This window comes from Pseudoalteromonas sp. Scap06 (assembly GCF_013394165.1).
Lineage (GTDB): Bacteria > Pseudomonadota > Gammaproteobacteria > Enterobacterales > Alteromonadaceae > Pseudoalteromonas.
This window is the reverse complement of the sequence record NZ_CP041331.1, coordinates 379,985-398,918: the sequence shown is the minus strand read 5'-3', so window position 1 is coordinate 398,918 and position 18,934 is coordinate 379,985. Positions and strand designations below refer to the sequence as shown.

Sequence of the window (18,934 nt, the reverse complement as noted above, 5' to 3'; positions counted from 1 at the left end):
ATTTCGTTATGTCCAATACTAGACAGTATCGGACTTTAAGGTTAATCTATAAGTCTATTATTTTCTTATATATTTTACTATTATGCTTGTTGCTCTGGTCGATACATTAAAACAATTACGTTATCAAATAGCTCATCTTGAAGATAATACACTGCAATCAGAATATCCAGAACTAGCCTCTTTTATACAGCAAGTCAGCTTGACTGTAACTGAATCAAAGGCCGATCTAAATTTTTTATACCAGTTTTTATATGTTTATGGCCGAAAATCAGAAGCAACTTATAGTCGTTTTCGCAATGAATTAGAACGATTTTATTTGTGGTCATGGCTTATAGCTGAAAAATCAGTATTCGATTTAAAGCGTGAAGATATTGAGGCGTATGTTGATTTTATGGTCGAGCCGGATAAAAAGTGGGCATCAACTTCGGTGCAGTGGCGCTATAAAGATGAGCAAGGAGTACGTCGGTTAAACCAAAATTGGCGCCCTTTCATGCAAAAAGAATCTATTGCGAGTCAGCAAACATTATCCGCAATGTTTACTGCACTTAATGTATTTTACAAGTTCGCTATTTTAGAAGAAAAAACCTTCGCTAACTTTGTACCTGTGGTTAAGAAAAATAGCCCCTACTTGGTTGTACAATCACAAATACAAATTCCCGATACATTAAGCGATATTCAATGGGAATACGTATTTGGTGTAACGCGTGATCTGTGCGAACAAAAACCAGAGTATGAAAGAAACCTTTTTACCCTCGCCTGTTTAAAAGGATTATATTTACGTATATCAGAATTATCAGAACGTCCACAATGGTCACCTGTTATGTCTCATTTTTGGCAAGATAACGATGGCTTTTGGTTTTTACGTATAATGGGTAAGGGTAATAAATTACGAGATGTAACTTTAAGTGATGATTTTCTTGAGTATTTAAAACGTTATCGGTTATACCGTGGTTTACCTGCCCTGCCCCGTGTTGACGAATCCGACCCGTTAGTGCATAAAATTCGTGGCCAAGGTGGTATGACAGTAAGACAAATTCGACGTTTAGTACAACAAAGTTTTGATATTGCTCAGCAGTCATTACTTGATGATGGCTTTAAAGATGACGCGGAACAATTAGAAGCGGCCACTGCACATTGGCTTCGACATACCGGTGCAACGCATGACGCACAAACTCGACCTTTAAAACATTTATCTGAAGATTTAGGCCACGCAAAAATAGCCACAACCGATCAAATATATATTCAAACAAATATTAAAGAACGGGCAAAGTCTGGAATAAAAAGGAAGATTTAATGGAATACTTAATTATTGCTCTTATTGGTGCATTATTTTTAATTTATTCTACAACACTACGCCAATTAGAAAAAACAGAAATTACTGGGCCGATGTTTTTTGTTATAGGGGGGATGCTGCTAGCATTGATAGCTCCGAACGAAAGTGAAAATTTTAAAAATGGCTTACGGTTTTTACTGCCCTTTATAGAATTAACGCTCAGTATCTTTTTATTTACCGATGCAGCAAAGTCAAAATTAGGAGTATTAAGGCATAGTTTTCAATACCCAAGTTTACTTTTATTTGTTGCCTTACCATTAACTTTATTACTCGGGATTGTAACCGCGTTATTTTTATTTGCTGAGCTTTCATTAATTCAAGCAGCACTTATCGCAATTATATTAACCCCAACCGATGCGGCGTTAAGTAAGGGATTATTAAGCAATACAAAAGTTCCTGAAAAAATACGCGAAGGTATTAATACAGAAAGCGGTTTAAACGATGGCTTATGTGTGCCTATATTTTTAATATTTATTCTGCTCGCAAAAAATCCTGAATCTGCAATTACTGCAACACAAACGTTAAGTGTATTTGGTAGAGAGTTGGGAGTTGCATTATTAATTGCATTTGCAAGTATTGCTGTTTTTATTCCGTGTTTAAACTTTGCAATGAAGCGACATTACTTTGCCCAAAACACTAGCCCGTTTTTACTATTGGGTTTTGCTATGGCTGTATTTTCACTTACGCAATATTTTCATGGAAGTGGATTTATTGCCGTATTTGTAGCGGGGCTTTTATTTGATAAATACGCGAGCACCAAAATAAACAAAGAGCTGATTGAAGACTCAGAGCATATAGCTGACTTTTCCTCTTTAATGATTTGGTGTTTATTCGGTTTTGTTTGTGCTTATTTAGTGATCCCGAAATTAAATACTGAAATAATAATTTATGCGCTACTTAGTACAACACTGATCAGAATAATTCCTGTTATGTTGTCACTGCAATATACGTCATTAAAAATAAAAGAGCGTTTAACGTTTGCTTGGTTTGGGCCGCGAGGATTGGCTTCGATTGTTTTTACTTTAATGGTTATTGATACACAAATAGAAAATAAATTTCAAATTGCGACCATTGCTATGACCACAATTTTATTTAGTGTATTTATTCATGGTATTAGTACAAAACCGATTGCAGACAGTTTTTCAAATAAAAAAGCGTAAACACTGTTATTTAAAATTGTGGTAATATATTTTCTAATTATTTTTATAAGGATATTTAAGTGAATAAAATTGTTAAGTTTATTTTGAATGTAGCTATTGTTATTTCTGTTGCATCTTGTGGTAGTGGTGGAGGTGATAAAGAACAGCCTAAGAATAGTAATATAATTCCAACTGTTAACGCAGGTCCAGACCAGATTGTAAATAGCAATGAAGTAGTTAATCTAAATGGCGTTGCTTCGGACGAAGACGGTAACATTGTCTCATTTTTATGGGAGCAAATTAAGGGTAAAAAAGTTAATCTTCAAAATTATAATACCTCAAAAACAAGCTTTACTCTGCCGAGCTTTGAAGAAGAAACTGAATTAGAGTTTAAGTTAGTTGTTATAGATAACTCTGATGCACAAACAAGCGATACAGTAAAAATAATTGTAAAAAAAACAGTTATTCCTTTAACCGTAGATGCAGGCTCCAATCAGATAGTCGAGGAAGGTTCAGAAGTGCAATTAATCGGTTCAACTAATATTGATGATAATGCACACACCTACTCGTGGATTCAAATATCAGGCTCCCCCGTTACGCTTAATGATAATGATAAAAAAATAACAGGTTTTGTATCTCCTGCTGTTAGTAATACTGAAGTGCTAGAGTTCAAATTTACAGTGAGTGACAATTTTAATAACTCGATCGAAGATACTGTATTAATTACAATAAACGATATAAATGAACCACCAACAGCAAGTGCAGGTGAATCGTACTTTGCAATTAGTAGTGAAACAGTTGAATTAGATGCTTCACTGAGCAGTGATGATAATGACATTTCTTTGTTAACTTACACTTGGAGTCAAATTGATGATTCAGGGTTGATAATTGAATTAAATAATTCAAATAAACAAAAAGCAAAATTCATAGCACCTTCTGTAATTGTATCAACAGTTCTATCTTTCCAAGTAACAGTTACAGATGCTGAAGGACTAACAGATATATCTACTGTAAATATAGCAATAAAGCCATTGATTAACAGTAAAATAAATGATACTGGTCTATTGCGCTGCGCTAAGGAATTCGATGCTGAGGGGAAGTTACTACCGAATTGTCAATCTAGTGTTGGTGAAGATGCTCAATCTGGACGTGATATTAGTAGTAACTATGATCAAGATGGAAAGGCCGGTTTTAGTTTTACTAAACTTGATAGTAATGGAGACCCAGTCGATAAAAGTTCACAGAGTTGGTCTTGTGTACTTGATAACGTTACTGGATTAGTTTGGGAGGTTAAATCGAGTGAAAAAGCTCTTCATGATCCAAAGCATACATATAGTTGGTACGATCCAGACTCTTCAAAAAATGCGGGTTATCCTGGTTTAAAGAACCAAGGTGTGTGTTCTATTGATAGCTGTGATTCTTATTCATACATTAATATGGTTAATGAACAAAATTTTTGTGGGAAAAATGATTGGCGATTACCAACGCAAACTGAATTATTATCAATTCGAGACTTTGGAATTTCCGCAGCTGATAATACTCCTAATATAGATACCTCATTTTTCCCAAGTACTTCTTTTAATCTTCCTTTTTGGACTGCGACCTCTAAGGTGACTCCCTATCCCGAACAAAACCTTGCTATAGGTATTTTTTTCCTACCACCACCAAATTTTGGTGATGAATATTCTTTAGATAACTTTATAGTAGAAACGTCTAAAACAAAAGCAAGTCATATTCGATTGGTTAAAAATCAATAAGTCAAATTAAAATTAAAGGGATATAACATGAATAAAAAAATAAATTTTTCTACTCTACTAATTGTATTTATAACTCTATTTACGTTTTCTATAGCAAAAGCACAAGAATGTTCAGAAAGCATTATTAAGACAACCCCAAATGAGCGCTTTAGTATCAATGGTGATGGAACAGTTACTGACATAAAAACAAATTTAATGTGGATGAGATGCAGCTTAGGTCAAACTTGGGATAGTAATAATTGTTCAGGTGATACTTCATCAGCCCTACTAACATGGAGGAATGCGTTAAACATAGCTGAAAGTGAAACATTTGCTAGTTACACAGATTGGCGCTTACCAAATGTAAAAGAACTAGAGACAATTATAGAGCATAGTTGTCATAGTCCAGCTATAAATAAATATATTTTCCCTGGTACAATTCAATCTAGAAAAGACTCTATCGATGAAACAAGATTTATAGCTATGTATTGGAGTTCCTCTATAGATTCTAATTATTCATCAATTGCATGGAAAGTTGATTTTCTTACAGGTACATTAGCCACCCAGTATGATGACATCGGCGGCGGTAATACTGCGTATATAGAATATCCACAAGCTGCTAGGCTTGTTAGAACAGTAAATTAAACTCAAATTTTGGCGCATAATAAACTATGCGCCAAGATTTTACTTAATTAACTCTGCCAGTAGCTCTATTGGATGCTTAGGCTTAAATTTTTCATAACGTTTTACTTGGCTACGACATGAGAAGCCAGTTGATAAAAGTTGCTCAGGTTTATTTTTATCAACGATAGGTTTCCAACTCATTTCATAAAGTGCTTTAGAGTTTGCTTGGTTTTGTGCTTCATGACCATAAGTACCGGCCATACCACAACACCCAGTATTTGTGGTGTTTAATGTTAAACCAAGCTGATCAAAAATATTTTTCCACACACTTGCGGCTTTTGGTAGCGCGGTCGTTTCGGTGCAGTGGCTTAACAAGGTAAATTCAGTATCAGTTTGTTTAGCTTCTAAAGTACTGAACGATAGTGTTTCTAACCATTCATGCGCAAGTTGCACATTAAAGTCACCACGGTTATTTTCTAAAATTGTATTATATTCATCGCGATAACACATTACTAACGATGCATCTAAACCAACTAGCGGTGCATTAATATCATTAAGCTGATTTAAAAATTCTGCGGCACTTTTTGCTGTTAGCTTAAATTCATGTAAAAAACCTTTCACGTGCTGAGGTTTACCATTGGGTTTAAAGGGTAACAGCATTGGTTTTTTTCCAAGCTGAGTAATTAGGGTAATAAAACTCTCAACCAACTCTGCTTCGTAAAAGCTGGTGAATGGGTCTTGAACAATTAACACATAATCATTTTGCTCATTGGCACTTAACTTTTTAAGTAATTCTAAATTAAATGTTTGCGCTTTGTTTACACGTTTTTTGAGTGCTGGAATACTTAACTGCGGGGTATCAACATAGCCAACCGTTTTTTTAATGAGGCTACTAACTAATGATGTTTTTACAATTGGATTAATAACTCTGGCAAATTTTGCCATTAATGGTGCGCTGTTTTCTATATTACCCACTAAGTAATCTTTGAGTGGGCGGGCATAATAACTATGATAATAATTTAAAAAACGGGCACGGAAAGTTGGCACATCTACTTTTATTGGGCAAGCCGTGGTACACGCTTTACACGCTAAACATTCATCCATTGAGGCTTTTACCTCATGCGAAAAATCGTAAACGCCTTGTTTTTTCTCTCTGCTATGAACAAAGCGCTCCCACCAAGTAATTACTTCACCTTTGTTTAGCTCTTTTTCAACCTCGAGTAAATTAACATCTTTTGACTCTTGAAGACGTAACCATTCACGCATTAGCCCTGCTCGGCCTTTTGGCGAATTACGGCGATCGCCAGTTACTTTATACGACGGGCACATTGGCGAGTTTTCATCATAATTAAAACACAGGCCGTTACCATTACAGGTCATTGCATTGTTGAAACTGGTCTTAACATCAATAGAAATTTGCTTGTCGAAGTAAGAACGCTTTTGCCCATCAACGCTAACTAGTGAGTCTTCACTTTCAAGCGGGGTACATATTTTACCGGGGTTTATTTTGTTGTTTGGGTCAAACGCCGATTTTATTTTTCGTAGTTGGGTAAATAAATGCTCACCAAAAAATTCAGGACCGTATTCACTTCTGTAACCTTTACCGTGCTCGCCCCACATTAAACCACCGTATTTAGCGGTGAGTTTTACTACTTCATCTGAAATAGTGCGCAGTAATTTTTCTTGTTCCGGGTCGCACATATCCAGTGCTGGCCTAACATGTAAAACGCCCGCATCAACATGCCCAAACATACCGTACTGTAAATTATAGCTATCAAGTAGTGCTCTAAATTCAACAATGTAATCGGCTAAATTTTCTGGTGGAACGGCTGTATCTTCTGCAAATGCGAGAGGTTTTTGGCTGCCTTTTACATTGCCTAGTAAACCCACTGATTTTTTACGCATTGCATAAATTTTTAGTATATCGCTTTTATCGCTGGTTAACTGATAGCCAATAACACCATTAGTTTGATTAGCTACACATTCATCTAATAATTTACATAATGTGTCTACTTTGTCTTTTATATCTTCTGGAGATACGGCATTAAACTCAACCATGTTGAGTCCTTGCATATCTTTATTTGGTACATCAGTTATTAAGTCCGATACTGAGTGCCAAATAATATCTTCACGAGCAAGATTTAATACTTTGCTGTCAACAGTTTCAACTGAAGTTGCGCGGGCATCAACTAAAAATGGTGAATGGCGAAGCGCAGAATCAAAACTGTCGTATTTTATATTTATGAGGGTTTTAAATTCTGCGATAGGTGTTAGGTTTAATTTTGCTTCAGTAACTATGCCTAAAGAGCCTTCTGATCCTGTTATTAAGCGGCTCATATCAAAAGTTTGTAAGTCTTCACTTAGCACATGTTCTAGGTCATAACCGGTTAAAAATCTATTTAACCGTGGAAATTTGGCTAATATAGCGTCGCGTTCATTAAGTGATATGTCTAATACTGTTTTGTAGAGTTTGCCAATTAAGGATTCCTGATCGGCAATTATTTTTGCTTTTTCAATGTCTATCGGACTGGTAGACATTGCAGTGCCATCAACTAAATAGGTGGTTAGCCCTAAAACATGGTCGCTGGTTTTGCCATAAACTAAGGAGCCTTGCCCCGATGCATCAGTACTGATCATGCCGCCAATAGTGGCGCGGTTACTGGTAGATAAATCGGGTGAAAAGAAAAATCCATACGGTTTTAAAAAGTCGTTAAGTTGATCTTTTATCACACCGGTTTGAACTCGTACCCAACCTTCTTCAACGTTTATCTCGAGGATTTCACGCATATAACGTGATAAATCAACCACAATACCAGGCGTTAAAGATTGACCATTTGTTCCTGTGCCGCCACCGCGAGGACCAAAAGTTAACGATAAAAAAGGGTCTTGCGATGCTATTTGCAGAGCAACTTGAATGTCTTTTTCGCTTTTAGGAAAAATAACACCTTGCGGAAGCTGCTGGTAAATACTGTTATCGGTTGACGCTGTGAGTCTGGTTGCATAGCTTGCGTCTGTATCTCCAGTAAACCCTTGATTTTTTATAGTATTTAAATAATTTGCGACAAGCTCGGTCGCGGCATCTTGTTGTGTAATAGTTGCTATCATGGCGGCGCTTATTAATGCATTTGTGTAATTATATCATGGCGATGGCTAATAGAAATTGAAGATTTTACAGTTTGTAACACTCTTTTTATCGATATATGAGCAGCTGCAATTATAATCAAGTTAAACGCCTACTATGAGGTTTATATGAAAAAACTACTAATGCAGATCAGCGGAACAGTGTTTATTTTACTCGGATTATTGTTTGCTGTGGTGCCAGGGCCATCGTTAATATTTTTTATTGCAGGCTTATTCTGCTTTTCTATGTATTACCCTAAAGCTAGAGGGTATTTAACATGGTGCCAAAAAGCACTGACTCGTTCATGTGCCTACTTAGATAAAAAATTAGCAAAAAATTAATTTTTAGCCATAAAAAATGCCAGCAGTTGCTGGCATTTTTTAACGAGGTAACTTACTTAGCAAGTTTGTCTGCTAAGTATAACCATGTTTCTAGTACTGTATCTGGGTTTAGCGAAACAGAGTCAATGCCCTGCTCTACTAACCATGCTGCAAAGTCTTCATGATCTGAAGGACCTTGACCACAAATACCTACATATTTACCTTTTTCTTTGGCTGTTTTAATAGCCATAGAAAGTAGCTTTTTGATTGCAGGGTCACGCTCATCAAATAGGTGAGCAATTAAACCTGAGTCGCGATCAAGACCAAGCGTTAACTGTGTTAAATCGTTAGAACCGATAGAGAAACCATCGAAGTATTCTAAGAATTCTTCAGCCATTAATGCATTTGACGGAAGCTCACACATCATGATTACTTTAAGACCATTTTCGCCACGTTTAAGGCCATGTTCTTCAAGTAATTCAATAACGCGTTTACCTTCTTCAAGGGTACGTACGAATGGGATCATGATTTCGATGTTGGTCATATCCATGCTGTTTCTTACGCGTTTTATAGCTTCACACTCAAGTGCAAAACAATCACGGAAGTCTTCAGAGATATAACGTGCAGCGCCACGGAAACCAATCATTGGGTTTTCTTCTTCTGGCTCGTATTGCTGGCCGCCCACTAAGTTAGCATATTCGTTTGATTTAAAATCAGACATACGAACAATTACACGCTCTGGTGCAAACGCACAACCTAAGGTAGAAATACCTTCTACTAGTTTACCAATATAGAATTCAACAGGTGATTCGTAACCGGCAATCATGTCTGTGATTTCTGCTTTTAATGCATCTGTTTGTGCATCAAAATTTAATAACGCTTTAGGGTGAACGCCAATCATACGGTTGATGATAAACTCAACGCGCGCAAGGCCAACACCTGAATGTGGTAAACGTGCAAAATCGAATGCGCGATCTGGGTTACCTACGTTCATCATCACTTTCATTGGAAGTTCAGGCATTTCATCAACACGTGAAGTAAGTACTTCAAAGTCTAAAATACCTTCGTAGATGAAACCAGTATCGCCTTCGGCGCATGATACAGTAACTTCTTGACCAGCTTTAATTAAGTCTGTTGCATTACCACAACCAACAACGGCTGGAATACCTAACTCACGTGCAATGATTGCAGCATGACATGTCCGACCACCACGATTTGTAACAATCGCAGCCGCGCGTTTCATAATAGGTTCCCAGTCTGGGTCTGTCATGTCGGTAACTAATATGTCACCTACTTGTACTTGGTCCATCTCTTTGATTGAGTCAAGTACACGTACAACACCACTACCAATTTTATGACCAATTGCACGGCCTTCAACAACAACATTGCTGCTGCCATTTAGTTGGAAGCGTTCCATTACGTTTGTGTCTTCGTTTGAGCGAACAGTTTCTGGACGGGCTTGAACTATATATAGTTTGCCATCGTTACCATCTTTTGCCCATTCGATGTCCATTGGACGACCGTAATGTTTTTCAATGATTACAGCTTGTTTGGCAAGATCTTGCACTTCTTCATCTGTAATCGAAAATTTGTTTGAAAGTGCTGAGTCTACGTCAACAATTTCTACTTGTTTGCCATGAGCTTTGTCTTGAGAGTAAATCATTTGAATGGCTTTAGAGCCAATGTTACGACGTACTACAGCTGGCTTGTTTTTAAGTAGCGTTGGTTTATGAACATAAAATTCATCAGGGTTAACCGCACCCTGAACAACCATTTCACCCAAACCATAGCTTGATGTGATAAACACTACATCTTCAAAGCCCGATTCAGTATCAATACTGAACATTACACCTGATGCTGATTTATCAGAGCGTACCATGCGTTGAATACCCGCTGATAACGCTACACCACGGTGATCGTAGCCTTGGTGAACACGATAAGAAATAGCGCGGTCGTTAAATAACGAAGCGAATACGTGTTTAATAGCAGTCATTACAGAATCAATACCAACAACGTTTAAGAACGTTTCTTGTTGGCCTGCAAACGAGGCGTCTGGCATATCTTCAGCAGTAGCTGATGAACGAACAGCGAATGAAACATCTGCAGAAGCGTCACCATGAAGTTGGCTGTATGCATCGCGGATTGCTTTATCTAGACTAGGTTGGAATGGGGTATCGATAATCCACTGACGGATATCGGCGCCGACTTTGGCGAGTGTGTTTACATCATCAACATCAAGAGTATCTAAAATGTCGTGAATTTTTGCGTTGAGTCCTGATTGTTCTAAAAACTCGTTAAAAGCGTCTGAGGTTGTAGCAAAACCACCTGGGACTTGCACACCTGCGTTAGCTAAGTTTGAAATCATTTCACCAAGTGAGGCATTTTTACCACCAACTCGAGGAACATCTTGCATACCAAGCTCTTGATACCAGAGAACGTATTCTTGCACGGATCTTTCTCCAAAAAACAAATTGTAGTACTAACTGTGAGAGTTAAGAAAGAAAACCTTTTATAAAGGTCGCCCCCATTCTACACTGGCAAACGTCCTCACGTAAACCGTGATACACTTATTTTAAAATTAAATGTAATAAAAAAGAGGCTTTATGAGAACTGCGTTTTATATTTCAGATGGTACGGCAATCACATCTGAAGTGTTTGGTCATGCGACCTTGTCTTTATTTCCTGTCGAATTTAATCATAAAACAATTCCTTTTGTAGAAACCGAAGAAAAAGCGCATGAAATCAAAGCGCTTATTAACGCCACATCGTCTAAGCAAGGTGAGAAGCCTCTAGTGTTTTTTACTTTTGTGAACCATAAATTATCGGAAATTATTCGCTCTGCAGATGCTGTCTCGTATGACTTTTTAACAACCTATAGCGAAAAAATTGAAAGCGAATTAAACGTTGCCCCAGTACCTAAAGTACATAGAACCCATTCAATACACGAAAAAAGTTATGACTTTAGAATTGATGCAGTTAACTATGCTTTAATGAATGACGACGGCGGTAATATTAAAAACTTTGCTGAGGCTGATATTATTTTAGTTGGCGTTAGTCGAAGCGGTAAAACGCCAACAAGCCTCTATTTAGCCCTGCAATACGGTATTAAAGCGGCTAACTATCCGATCACAGAAGATGATTTAGAAAGCGAAGGGTTACCCAAGTGCTTAGTGCCTTATAAGCATAAACTGTTTGGTTTAACTATAGACCCTGAGAGACTGGCTGCGATCAGAGATAGACGAATGGCAAATTCAAAATATGCATCAATTAGACAGTGTCGTATTGAAGTGCGCGAAGTAGAAATGCTCTATAAGAAGCATAAAATTGCTCATTTAAATTCTACCCACCATTCTGTTGAAGAGATCTCAGCAAAAATCATTTCTGATACAGGTCTTGAGCGCCGTAAGTACTAACAAACTAACATGTGATTTAAGCATGTAATTGCGCCCAGGACACAAAAAAGCCGCTAAATAATAGCGGCTTTTAACATTTTAAGAAGGTGTATTACTTGCGAGCATCCTTTAAAAGGTCTGCAACTAAAAAGCCAAGCTCTAATACTTGGTCGGCATTTAAGCGAGGGTCACATTGAGTTTTGTAACGCTGCGCTAAGTCATCATCTGATAAACCGTATGCACCACCGGTACATTCAGTAACGTGTTGTCCGGTCATTTCTAAATGAACACCACCTGCGTATGAGCCTTCAGCTTTGTGAACAGCGAAGAACTGACTAATTTCGCGCATAATGTTATCAAAGCTGCGAGTTTTATAACCTGAGCTGGCTTTCTCTGTATTGCCATGCATTGGATCTGAGCTCCAAATTACCTTACGCCCTTCTTGCTGTACTTTGCGAACAAGCGCTGGTAGCTTCTCTGGTAATACATCTGCACCCATTCGTGTAATGAGCGTTAACCTGCCAGGAATGTTATCTGGGTTTAGTGCATCAATTAAACGGATAAGTTCGTCAGGATCCATACCTGGGCCAACTTTAACGCCTATTGGATTTTTAATGCCCTTAAAGAATTCAATATGAGCATGGTCTAACTGACGTGTACGCTCACCAATCCAAACAAAGTGCGCTGAACAATCGTACCAGTCGCCTGATAAATGGTCTCTACGGGTTAATGCCTCTTCATAGCCTAGCAATAACGCTTCGTGTGATGTATATAAATCTGTTTCTTTTAAGCTTGGCGCTATAGTTGAATTAATACCACATACTTCCATGAATTCTAAAGCGTCTTGAATTTTATCTGCCAGCTGTTGGTATTTTGCTTTTTGTGGATTAGCAGCAACAAAGCCCATGTTCCAACGGTTAACCTGATGTAAGTCAGCAAGCCCACCTTGTGCAAAAGCACGTAGTAGGTTGAGTGTTGCCGCACTGTGATGATACGCGGTCATTAAACGCTGGGGGTCTGGAATACGTGCTTCTTCAGTAAACTCAAAGTTATTTACTATATCACCACGGTAAGATGGTAACGAAACACCGTCTATTATTTCTAAGTCGGCTGAGCGTGGCTTAGCGTATTGACCTGCCATACGTGCAATTTTTACAACTGGGCATTTACCGCCATAGGTTAGTACTACAGCCATTTGTAAAATGGTCTTAAATGTATCGCGAATATTTGCAGCGTTAAAGTCACTAAATGATTCTGCGCAGTCACCACCTTGAAGTAAAAATGCGCGGCCTTCACACACATCTTCAAGTTGTTTAAACAAACTTCTAGTCTCTTCTGCAAACACTAAAGGCGGTGCGCTTTTAAGCTGGCCTTCAACCGATTTTAATACGTCTTGATCTGGGTACTGTGGCTGCTGCAGTATTGGCAGTTCTCTCCAACTATTTGGGTTCCACGATTGCATGTTCATTCCTCATTCCTATTACCTGATGTATTGAAATTAACGTATGCAGAGGGCTTTGTTCAAGGACTAAATCGACTATTTACGAATTATTTAGTTATTAGTTAAATTTAAATAGGATTATTATCTATGATTTAACTATTTTATTGATAATAAATATATAAATAAAGAACACTAATACATTATAAAACAGTAGGATAAATAGTAAGAGTGGTATTTATTAAGCTTTGCTTGTAGCCACTTAGCTAAGCTGTATAAGATAATGTTAACACAAGGAACACATCATACTTAAATCAACTATATGTATTCTTAACTTTACAGTTAAAATTAAATATATCAGCCGTCAGTTATGTAGTTTCAAATATATATGCTAGCTGAGTAGTTCTGCTGGTTATACCCACTACTTCATACTGCGTTTATATATAACTATTAGTTAGTTAGAAAATATTATTATTAAAATGATCACACCAACAATAAAGAACACATCATACTTAATCTGATTTGAATTCAATCTTGGCATTAGAATAATATTTAAAAAGTAACTACCAAAAGAAAAGGTTATTTGCGAAAATAACTAAATAGTAAGATGTGTTCTTGTTGGTGTTATGGTTACGAAGGTACAAATTAGAAGTCAGTTTGATTTACTCAATGAGTTAACGCTTAGGCTAATTGAGGAACTTAAAGAGTATGGGTTTGCTAAAGCTGAATACTATCAACTGCCAGAAATAAGCAGTGTGGATGAAAATATAATTCCCGAGTCGATTGCAGTATCTAAAATTACAGGGGAACTGGCACATAAGGCTATTTTAAATTCTTTTTCTGATATGTATAAAAAGCCTGGTCTGAGTAGTCGCGTATTAAAGCGCCACCCTGGTTTATTAATTATACAAGACGCTAATAAACAAGCTATTATTGATCGGATTGCTCAAGTTAATAATGCAAAAGCGGCATTTAAAAATTGTATTTTGGCGATAGACAATAACGATGCTCGATTTGAAGCCGTACATAATGCTATGCCAAATTTAATTACGCTTGCCGCTTATCGTAAAATTCATAGCGAAAGCGAATCCCCTTTTTCAGTTCGTTTTACTTGGATGCATAAACACGCAACTAAAACACTCACAAAAAAGATGGCTCTTGAAATGCTCGAAAAGTCCGCTGGGTATAAAAACCCAAGAATGATTGATCAGCAAAAATGGCAATCATTGGTTGCTCAAGAGCAAGTTCGTGTTGCCAGTCTAGGTGAAAAAGAAAAATTACGAATTAGGCGCCCTACCCGAGTTAGCCCACAAGTTAATGTAAGATACACGGCTCAAAATCGTTATCATGTTAGTGCGGCCTTACCTTTTATTCTTATAAACCCACAACCCGATGTTAAGTATGGCCAACTGCCGAGTTACGAAAAACCGTTATCACATCCACGAAAACGTGAGTATGACTTTCTGGTAGACCGTTTATATTTAGAACAAGTAACAAAGTAATTATGTTAAAAAGGCCACTTAATGTGGCCTTTAATATAACTACTGGTAAAAATTAATATAATTATTTTTCTACAATTTCTTCCAGCTTATCTTCATCAATTAATACTGCATTTTCAACAATGCGTTTACCACCTTGTATCTCTATACGCTTGTTATGTTTATTTAATGCCAGTATCTCATCACAAAACTGATCAGATGGGTGCATTTCATAAGTGTAATCTACAATATTACCTGTTTTATCATCTTTTACATTAGTAATGCTGTACTCAGATATTGCTCCTTTTTCTATTAAATCTTTCATCGTGGTAGTCATATCACGGCGCAGTGCTTTTAATTTATTTTCGGTAATATCATCAGTTGAATAGATAGAGCCATATTTTTCCATAATAGACAGCAGTCTAAAATGGTATGTTTTTCCTGGGGCAGCATAGCGCCATAAATGATATAAACGTAGCATCATCCAACGCGATAATCCGCGCTTTAACTCTTGAGCACTATTAAAATAATAACCTTTATATTCAAGGTTATCTATCATGTTATGAACAAACGCATTTAAACACGCTACACATTTAACATTTCCGCCTTGGCCTTTTTTACCACTAAAGTGTAAAGACGATAAAAAGTTCATATTCGACTCGTAGAACGAATCATCAATATCTGAGTTTTTAGTGTCAGTAGCAGAATATTTAAAAGAAAGTTTTGAACCTTGTAATGCTTCGAGCGATTCTTTAATTTGTGGGTAAGGCATAGATTGACCTACCGCTTTAAGTTCTTGTGCTAATTCGTTCATAGAAAACACAACGGCATATTGAATACCGGACTTAAAATTAATTTTTACTATTTTACCTTTTGAAGCAAGGCGAATAAGTGCACGCTCAACTTTTTCTTCTCTATCTGATGGCCAAACTAAGTATTCTACGTCTTCACCATCTTTACGAGTACTTACCACAGCCGGTGTTATTTTAATTTCACCATCGTATAAAATACCGTCTACTTTTTCAGATATCTTACGTGTAATTATGGTTTTTTTAGGGGCTTCTTCAAGTGGCAGCTTTTTATGTCCTGAGCGAACAAAGCGTCCCCACAGATCATAATGGTTAAATGTGTTAGAGTAAGCGCGTAACCCATGGGCTGCATTTTCTATCGAAATTCGCACATCTTTATTATCTGTAAATAGTGCTAAGCTTTCGTTATCAATTGCACTTTCCACCCCGTGAATTTGGCCCCTAAGTGTATCGGGCAAGTTATCTACCGAGATGTTGACCTTTCGGCTCATGGTTTTTATTTCCGTTTTTATTGTGACAGCTAATAACAACACATAAAGCCACAAAAGTTAAATGTTTAAGTTAGTATAAAAGTGATCTGACTTCAAATAAAATGCACAGATCAATATTTTACTAAGAAAAAGTTAAAACATGAGATTTCAGATCAGGTTTTTACTAACTAGGCTTTAATAAACCGAATTTTTACTAACTGAAGAATAAATTTGTCCATTGCAAAGTGTTTTTTTTTAAATTTAGCACGACAAATGACAGTAAAAATGAGAGGCCTGTGGATAAGTTTAGTTCCAGTTAGCATAGATCTGATCTGTACTTACTACAGATCAGATCTATACTAATTAAACCGCTTATTATTCCTGATGGTGGGTGCATAACTTTATAATTTACTTAGTAAAAACATGATCTACAGCATCTATTTTGTGAGTAACTCAGTGCTTAACCTGTGCGTAACTAAGCTGCTAAATATTTGCTTAGTAAAAAGGTGATCTGCTAGTAGATAAGGATCTGATCTTAACCACGTACAATACTGATCCAGTTTTTTTAACATTGTTTATATAAATCATAATGTTATATGTATATTTTAAGGCCTTAGCCTTTAATACCTTATATATTTAACCATACTTAAACTTCTTTATTTATACTAAGCAATATTAAAGGCGTAAAATTATTTTATATGTCATGTATTTAAAATGCATGTCGCCTTAAATAGTTGTTTACAGCTAATTGAATGGACATTATACTAAACGCCTAACTTTGAGGAATAAAGTATGTCTATCAATAATAATGCGCTAGATACCTACCGACTTTTGAAAGCAACCGCAGAAGTTGCTGAAAAATCACTAGAAGGACGTATTCAACATTACCGCGCCCATCTTAAATCTGAAGAAAAAGAATTAAGAACCTACACCCAAAAAGCCGCTGCTGATTTACTTGGTTGTAATAATCGTACCTTAAAAAGACGCCATGACAATGGTGATTTTGACGATTTAAACATAAAACGCGGTGCAAACGGTCATTACGCTTATACGTTGGTTAATATTTTTGCCATGGCCGATATAATGGATATAAAACCCGATCATCGTGCACCGACAGACAAACTCCAAGTTATTGTTATTAATTCACTAAAAGGTGGTTGTGGTAAAACAACGAGCATGGTTAATATTGCTGCAGCACTTGCAACTACTAACATCAAGCGTTACCGAATTGGCATTGTCGATTTAGATCCACAGGGGTCATCATCTAGCTTTTTCCCATCTTCTGAGCCCGATCCAATTACTGTTGGTGATTTAATGCGTGACTGCATTGATCTTGAAGAAGGAGAAACCTGGTCTGAATTTGTTTCAAACTCTTTTTTACCAACTCATATTCCTAATATTCGTGTTTTACCCTCAGGTATGGATGATTTTTATTTTGAACACGAAACTGCAACGTTGCTTAAAGACACCTCAAACTATGAGCAAACTCGCCATTACCATAAGCTGTTAGAGCGTGTTATCGAGCCAGTAAAAGATGAATTTGATATTTTACTAATTGATACAGCGCCTACTCTTAACTTTATGTTTTATAATGCATTAATGGCTTCTACAGCGATGCTTATACCGGTTCATCCTGAAGCGGTAGACTTTGATGCTAATAATAAATATTTAAAACGTTTAGGTGAGATTTATCATACCGTTGCAGCTCTTGGTCACGATGGTTGGGACTTTATGCAATTTTTGGTTACCAATTATGTAAAAGGTAATCACTCACAACGTGACATAGTTAAAGACGTAAGAAGCGCCTTTGGTCGCCAAGTCATGAGCTACCCTATTAATCACAGCTCAGCAATTACTGCGAGTTCATCCTCGTTTAATACTATTTTTGATCAAAAAGCGTCTGACAGTTTAGCGAGTAGAGAATCGTTAATGCGCGCACAAGAAAATATCAAAGATGTTGTAGACGAACTCGAAATGCTAATTCGTTCAAATTGGCAATCTACACAATCAAAATTAAATACGCCTAAGTAAGGATGTTGACTAAAAATGGCTAAAAAACGTAAAAATGACACCCGCTTAGATCCCTTTGCAACCGCTGTTGGCAGTAGCAGCTTAGACGCTCTTTTAGAGCAAGCTAATGCAGGCGATGTTATTCGTATGCCTGCGCCAAGCGATCCTAATCGCGAAATTACCTTGGTTTGTAAAGTGATTGCTCATAACGAGATTGAAAAATCGACTCAGGTTTATGGTAAAAATCGCCGTGTACAAGCGCTTTTAAACGAAAAGTCGGTATCCGATATACTTCCTGCAATTAAAGAAGATGGACGTAATCAGCACCCCGCCCTGCTTTGGGATCAAGGTGATATGAGTCTTGTTCTTGCAGGCTCAAGACGTCGCAAAGCCTGTATTTTGGCTGGTGCAGATTATCTTGTTTTGAGTTCAAGTGATTTTAATGAGCAAGATGCTAAAGTGTTAGCAGTTTCTTCGGATCAATACATTGCTCCAAGTCTTTGGGAGTTAGGTCAAGCGTATCAGCAAACTCGAAACGAACTCATTCAACAAGGCAAAAAAGGATCGTACCGCGAGATTGCCGTTATTGAAGGGGTATCGCATACCGCCATTGCGGATGCGATTAAAGCGTATGAGCAAATATCTGCCGATGTTATAGCCCTTTACCCAACAGCTAATCATGTTGGTAGAGAAGTCGCTAAAAAGCTGATTAACGCAAAGGAGCGAGACGAGGTTGCATTTAACGAGTTAGTTGTAGCACTTGCAAGCAATGATGAAGTTAACGCCTTAGAAGCCGACGACAAGCGCGCTATGCTGATCACTAAACTATTAACCGCAGAGCCTAAAACAGCATTAAAGCGTGAGGCTGTGCTTGAAAACGACTTTATTAGTGTGCAACGTAACCTTAAAAGTGGTGACGTTTCAATAAAAATTAATAATAAAGTGATGACAGACAAGCGCTTAGAACAACTTACTAAACTATTAAGTGCTTTTAATTAGTTAGTAATATCGTGATCTGTAAAGGGGGGAGGTTAGTTAAATAGTGATCTAGCCTTCTTAATTAG

13 protein-coding genes are annotated in these 18,934 nt (G+C 37.1%); 9 read left to right on the top strand and 4 right to left on the bottom strand.

Translation table 11 applies throughout. The features are described from left to right. The first annotated feature begins 82 nt into the window (after positions 1–82). From FLM47_RS17205 to FLM47_RS17190, 4 genes are read left to right on the top strand one after another with little or no spacing between them, the layout of a single operon-like run. Complete coding sequence (locus FLM47_RS17205) at positions 83–1,294, top strand: tyrosine-type recombinase/integrase (protein ID WP_008108719.1); 1,212 nt, start codon at positions 83–85, stop codon at positions 1,292–1,294. Further along, positions 1,294–2,493 (top strand): sodium:proton antiporter, encoded by a 1,200-nt coding sequence (locus FLM47_RS17200; RefSeq protein ID WP_178957090.1) that lies wholly within the window; start codon positions 1,294–1,296, stop codon positions 2,491–2,493. Before FLM47_RS17205 ends, FLM47_RS17200 begins: the two co-directional genes overlap by 1 nt. 59 nt (positions 2,494–2,552) lie before the next feature. Further along, positions 2,553–4,229: a DUF1566 domain-containing protein gene (locus FLM47_RS17195; protein ID WP_178957089.1), complete on the top strand. Its 1,677-nt coding sequence runs from the start codon at positions 2,553–2,555 to the stop codon at positions 4,227–4,229. Positions 4,230–4,256: 27 nt separating this feature from the next. Next, positions 4,257–4,853, top strand: coding sequence for a DUF1566 domain-containing protein (locus FLM47_RS17190; protein WP_178957088.1), 597 nt, complete (start codon positions 4,257–4,259; stop codon positions 4,851–4,853). Positions 4,854–4,892: 39 nt separating this feature from the next. Here the strand turns inward: FLM47_RS17190 and FLM47_RS17185 are convergent, their stop codons facing one another. Next, entirely contained in the window at positions 4,893–7,937 is a 3,045-nt protein-coding gene (locus tag FLM47_RS17185) for an FAD-binding and (Fe-S)-binding domain-containing protein (RefSeq protein ID WP_178957087.1), read from the bottom strand. Positions 7,938–8,081: 144 nt separating this feature from the next. On the opposite strand from FLM47_RS17185, the gene FLM47_RS17180 reads away from it, so the two are divergent. Next, a complete protein-coding gene (locus FLM47_RS17180; protein WP_178957086.1) occupies positions 8,082–8,294 on the top strand; it encodes a PGPGW domain-containing protein in 213 nt (70 codons plus the stop codon). A 52-nt stretch (positions 8,295–8,346) separates the two neighbouring features. On the opposite strand, the gene ppsA is transcribed toward FLM47_RS17180, so the two are convergent. After that, complete coding sequence (ppsA, locus tag FLM47_RS17175; RefSeq protein ID WP_008108727.1) at positions 8,347–10,722, bottom strand: phosphoenolpyruvate synthase; 2,376 nt, start codon at positions 10,720–10,722, stop codon at positions 8,347–8,349. A 154-nt stretch (positions 10,723–10,876) separates the two neighbouring features. On the opposite strand from ppsA, the gene FLM47_RS17170 reads away from it, so the two are divergent. After that, positions 10,877–11,686 (top strand): pyruvate, water dikinase regulatory protein, encoded by an 810-nt coding sequence (locus tag FLM47_RS17170; RefSeq protein ID WP_008108730.1) that lies wholly within the window; start codon positions 10,877–10,879, stop codon positions 11,684–11,686. Positions 11,687–11,777: 91 nt separating this feature from the next. Here FLM47_RS17170 and FLM47_RS17165 read toward each other — a convergent pair whose 3' ends face one another. Continuing rightward, positions 11,778–13,127: a class II 3-deoxy-7-phosphoheptulonate synthase gene (locus FLM47_RS17165; RefSeq protein WP_178957438.1), complete on the bottom strand. Its 1,350-nt coding sequence runs from the start codon at positions 13,125–13,127 to the stop codon at positions 11,778–11,780. Between the two features lie 602 nt (positions 13,128–13,729). Between FLM47_RS17165 and FLM47_RS17160 the strand changes: the two genes are divergently transcribed. Next, positions 13,730–14,605 (top strand): DNA replication terminus site-binding protein, encoded by an 876-nt coding sequence (locus FLM47_RS17160; protein WP_178957085.1) that lies wholly within the window; start codon positions 13,730–13,732, stop codon positions 14,603–14,605. Between the two features lie 61 nt (positions 14,606–14,666). On the opposite strand, the gene FLM47_RS17155 is transcribed toward FLM47_RS17160, so the two are convergent. Next, positions 14,667–15,881, bottom strand: coding sequence for a hypothetical protein (locus FLM47_RS17155; protein WP_013463357.1), 1,215 nt, complete (start codon positions 15,879–15,881; stop codon positions 14,667–14,669). 771 nt (positions 15,882–16,652) lie between these two features. On the opposite strand from FLM47_RS17155, the gene FLM47_RS17150 reads away from it, so the two are divergent. Together FLM47_RS17150 and FLM47_RS17145 are read left to right on the top strand one after the other, a co-directional pair. After that, positions 16,653–17,891, top strand: a complete 1,239-nt coding sequence (locus FLM47_RS17150; protein WP_178957084.1) for an AAA family ATPase — start codon at positions 16,653–16,655, stop codon at positions 17,889–17,891. Positions 17,892–17,906: 15 nt separating this feature from the next. Next, complete coding sequence (locus FLM47_RS17145) at positions 17,907–18,869, top strand: transcriptional regulator (RefSeq protein ID WP_010388796.1); 963 nt, start codon at positions 17,907–17,909, stop codon at positions 18,867–18,869. Positions 18,870–18,934 lie beyond the last annotated feature (65 nt).

What these genes read in the sequence shown, in the direction of transcription:
- FLM47_RS17205 (WP_008108719.1), top strand. Translation starts at nt 83, where the DNA reads ATGCTTGTTGCTCTGGTCGATACATTAAAACAATTACGTTATCAAATA.
- FLM47_RS17150 (WP_178957084.1), top strand. Translation starts at nt 16,653, where the DNA reads ATGTCTATCAATAATAATGCGCTAGATACCTACCGACTTTTGAAAGCA.
- FLM47_RS17185 (WP_178957087.1), bottom strand. Translation starts at nt 7,937, where the DNA reads ATGATAGCAACTATTACACAACAAGATGCCGCGACCGAGCTTGTCGCA.
- FLM47_RS17200 (WP_178957090.1), top strand. Translation starts at nt 1,294, where the DNA reads ATGGAATACTTAATTATTGCTCTTATTGGTGCATTATTTTTAATTTAT.
- FLM47_RS17190 (WP_178957088.1), top strand. Translation starts at nt 4,257, where the DNA reads ATGAATAAAAAAATAAATTTTTCTACTCTACTAATTGTATTTATAACT.
- FLM47_RS17170 (WP_008108730.1), top strand. Translation starts at nt 10,877, where the DNA reads ATGAGAACTGCGTTTTATATTTCAGATGGTACGGCAATCACATCTGAA.
- FLM47_RS17145 (WP_010388796.1), top strand. Translation starts at nt 17,907, where the DNA reads ATGGCTAAAAAACGTAAAAATGACACCCGCTTAGATCCCTTTGCAACC.
- FLM47_RS17180 (WP_178957086.1), top strand. Translation starts at nt 8,082, where the DNA reads ATGAAAAAACTACTAATGCAGATCAGCGGAACAGTGTTTATTTTACTC.
- FLM47_RS17165 (WP_178957438.1), bottom strand. Translation starts at nt 13,127, where the DNA reads ATGCAATCGTGGAACCCAAATAGTTGGAGAGAACTGCCAATACTGCAG.
- FLM47_RS17155 (WP_013463357.1), bottom strand. Translation starts at nt 15,881, where the DNA reads ATGAGCCGAAAGGTCAACATCTCGGTAGATAACTTGCCCGATACACTT.
- FLM47_RS17160 (WP_178957085.1), top strand. Translation starts at nt 13,730, where the DNA reads ATGGTTACGAAGGTACAAATTAGAAGTCAGTTTGATTTACTCAATGAG.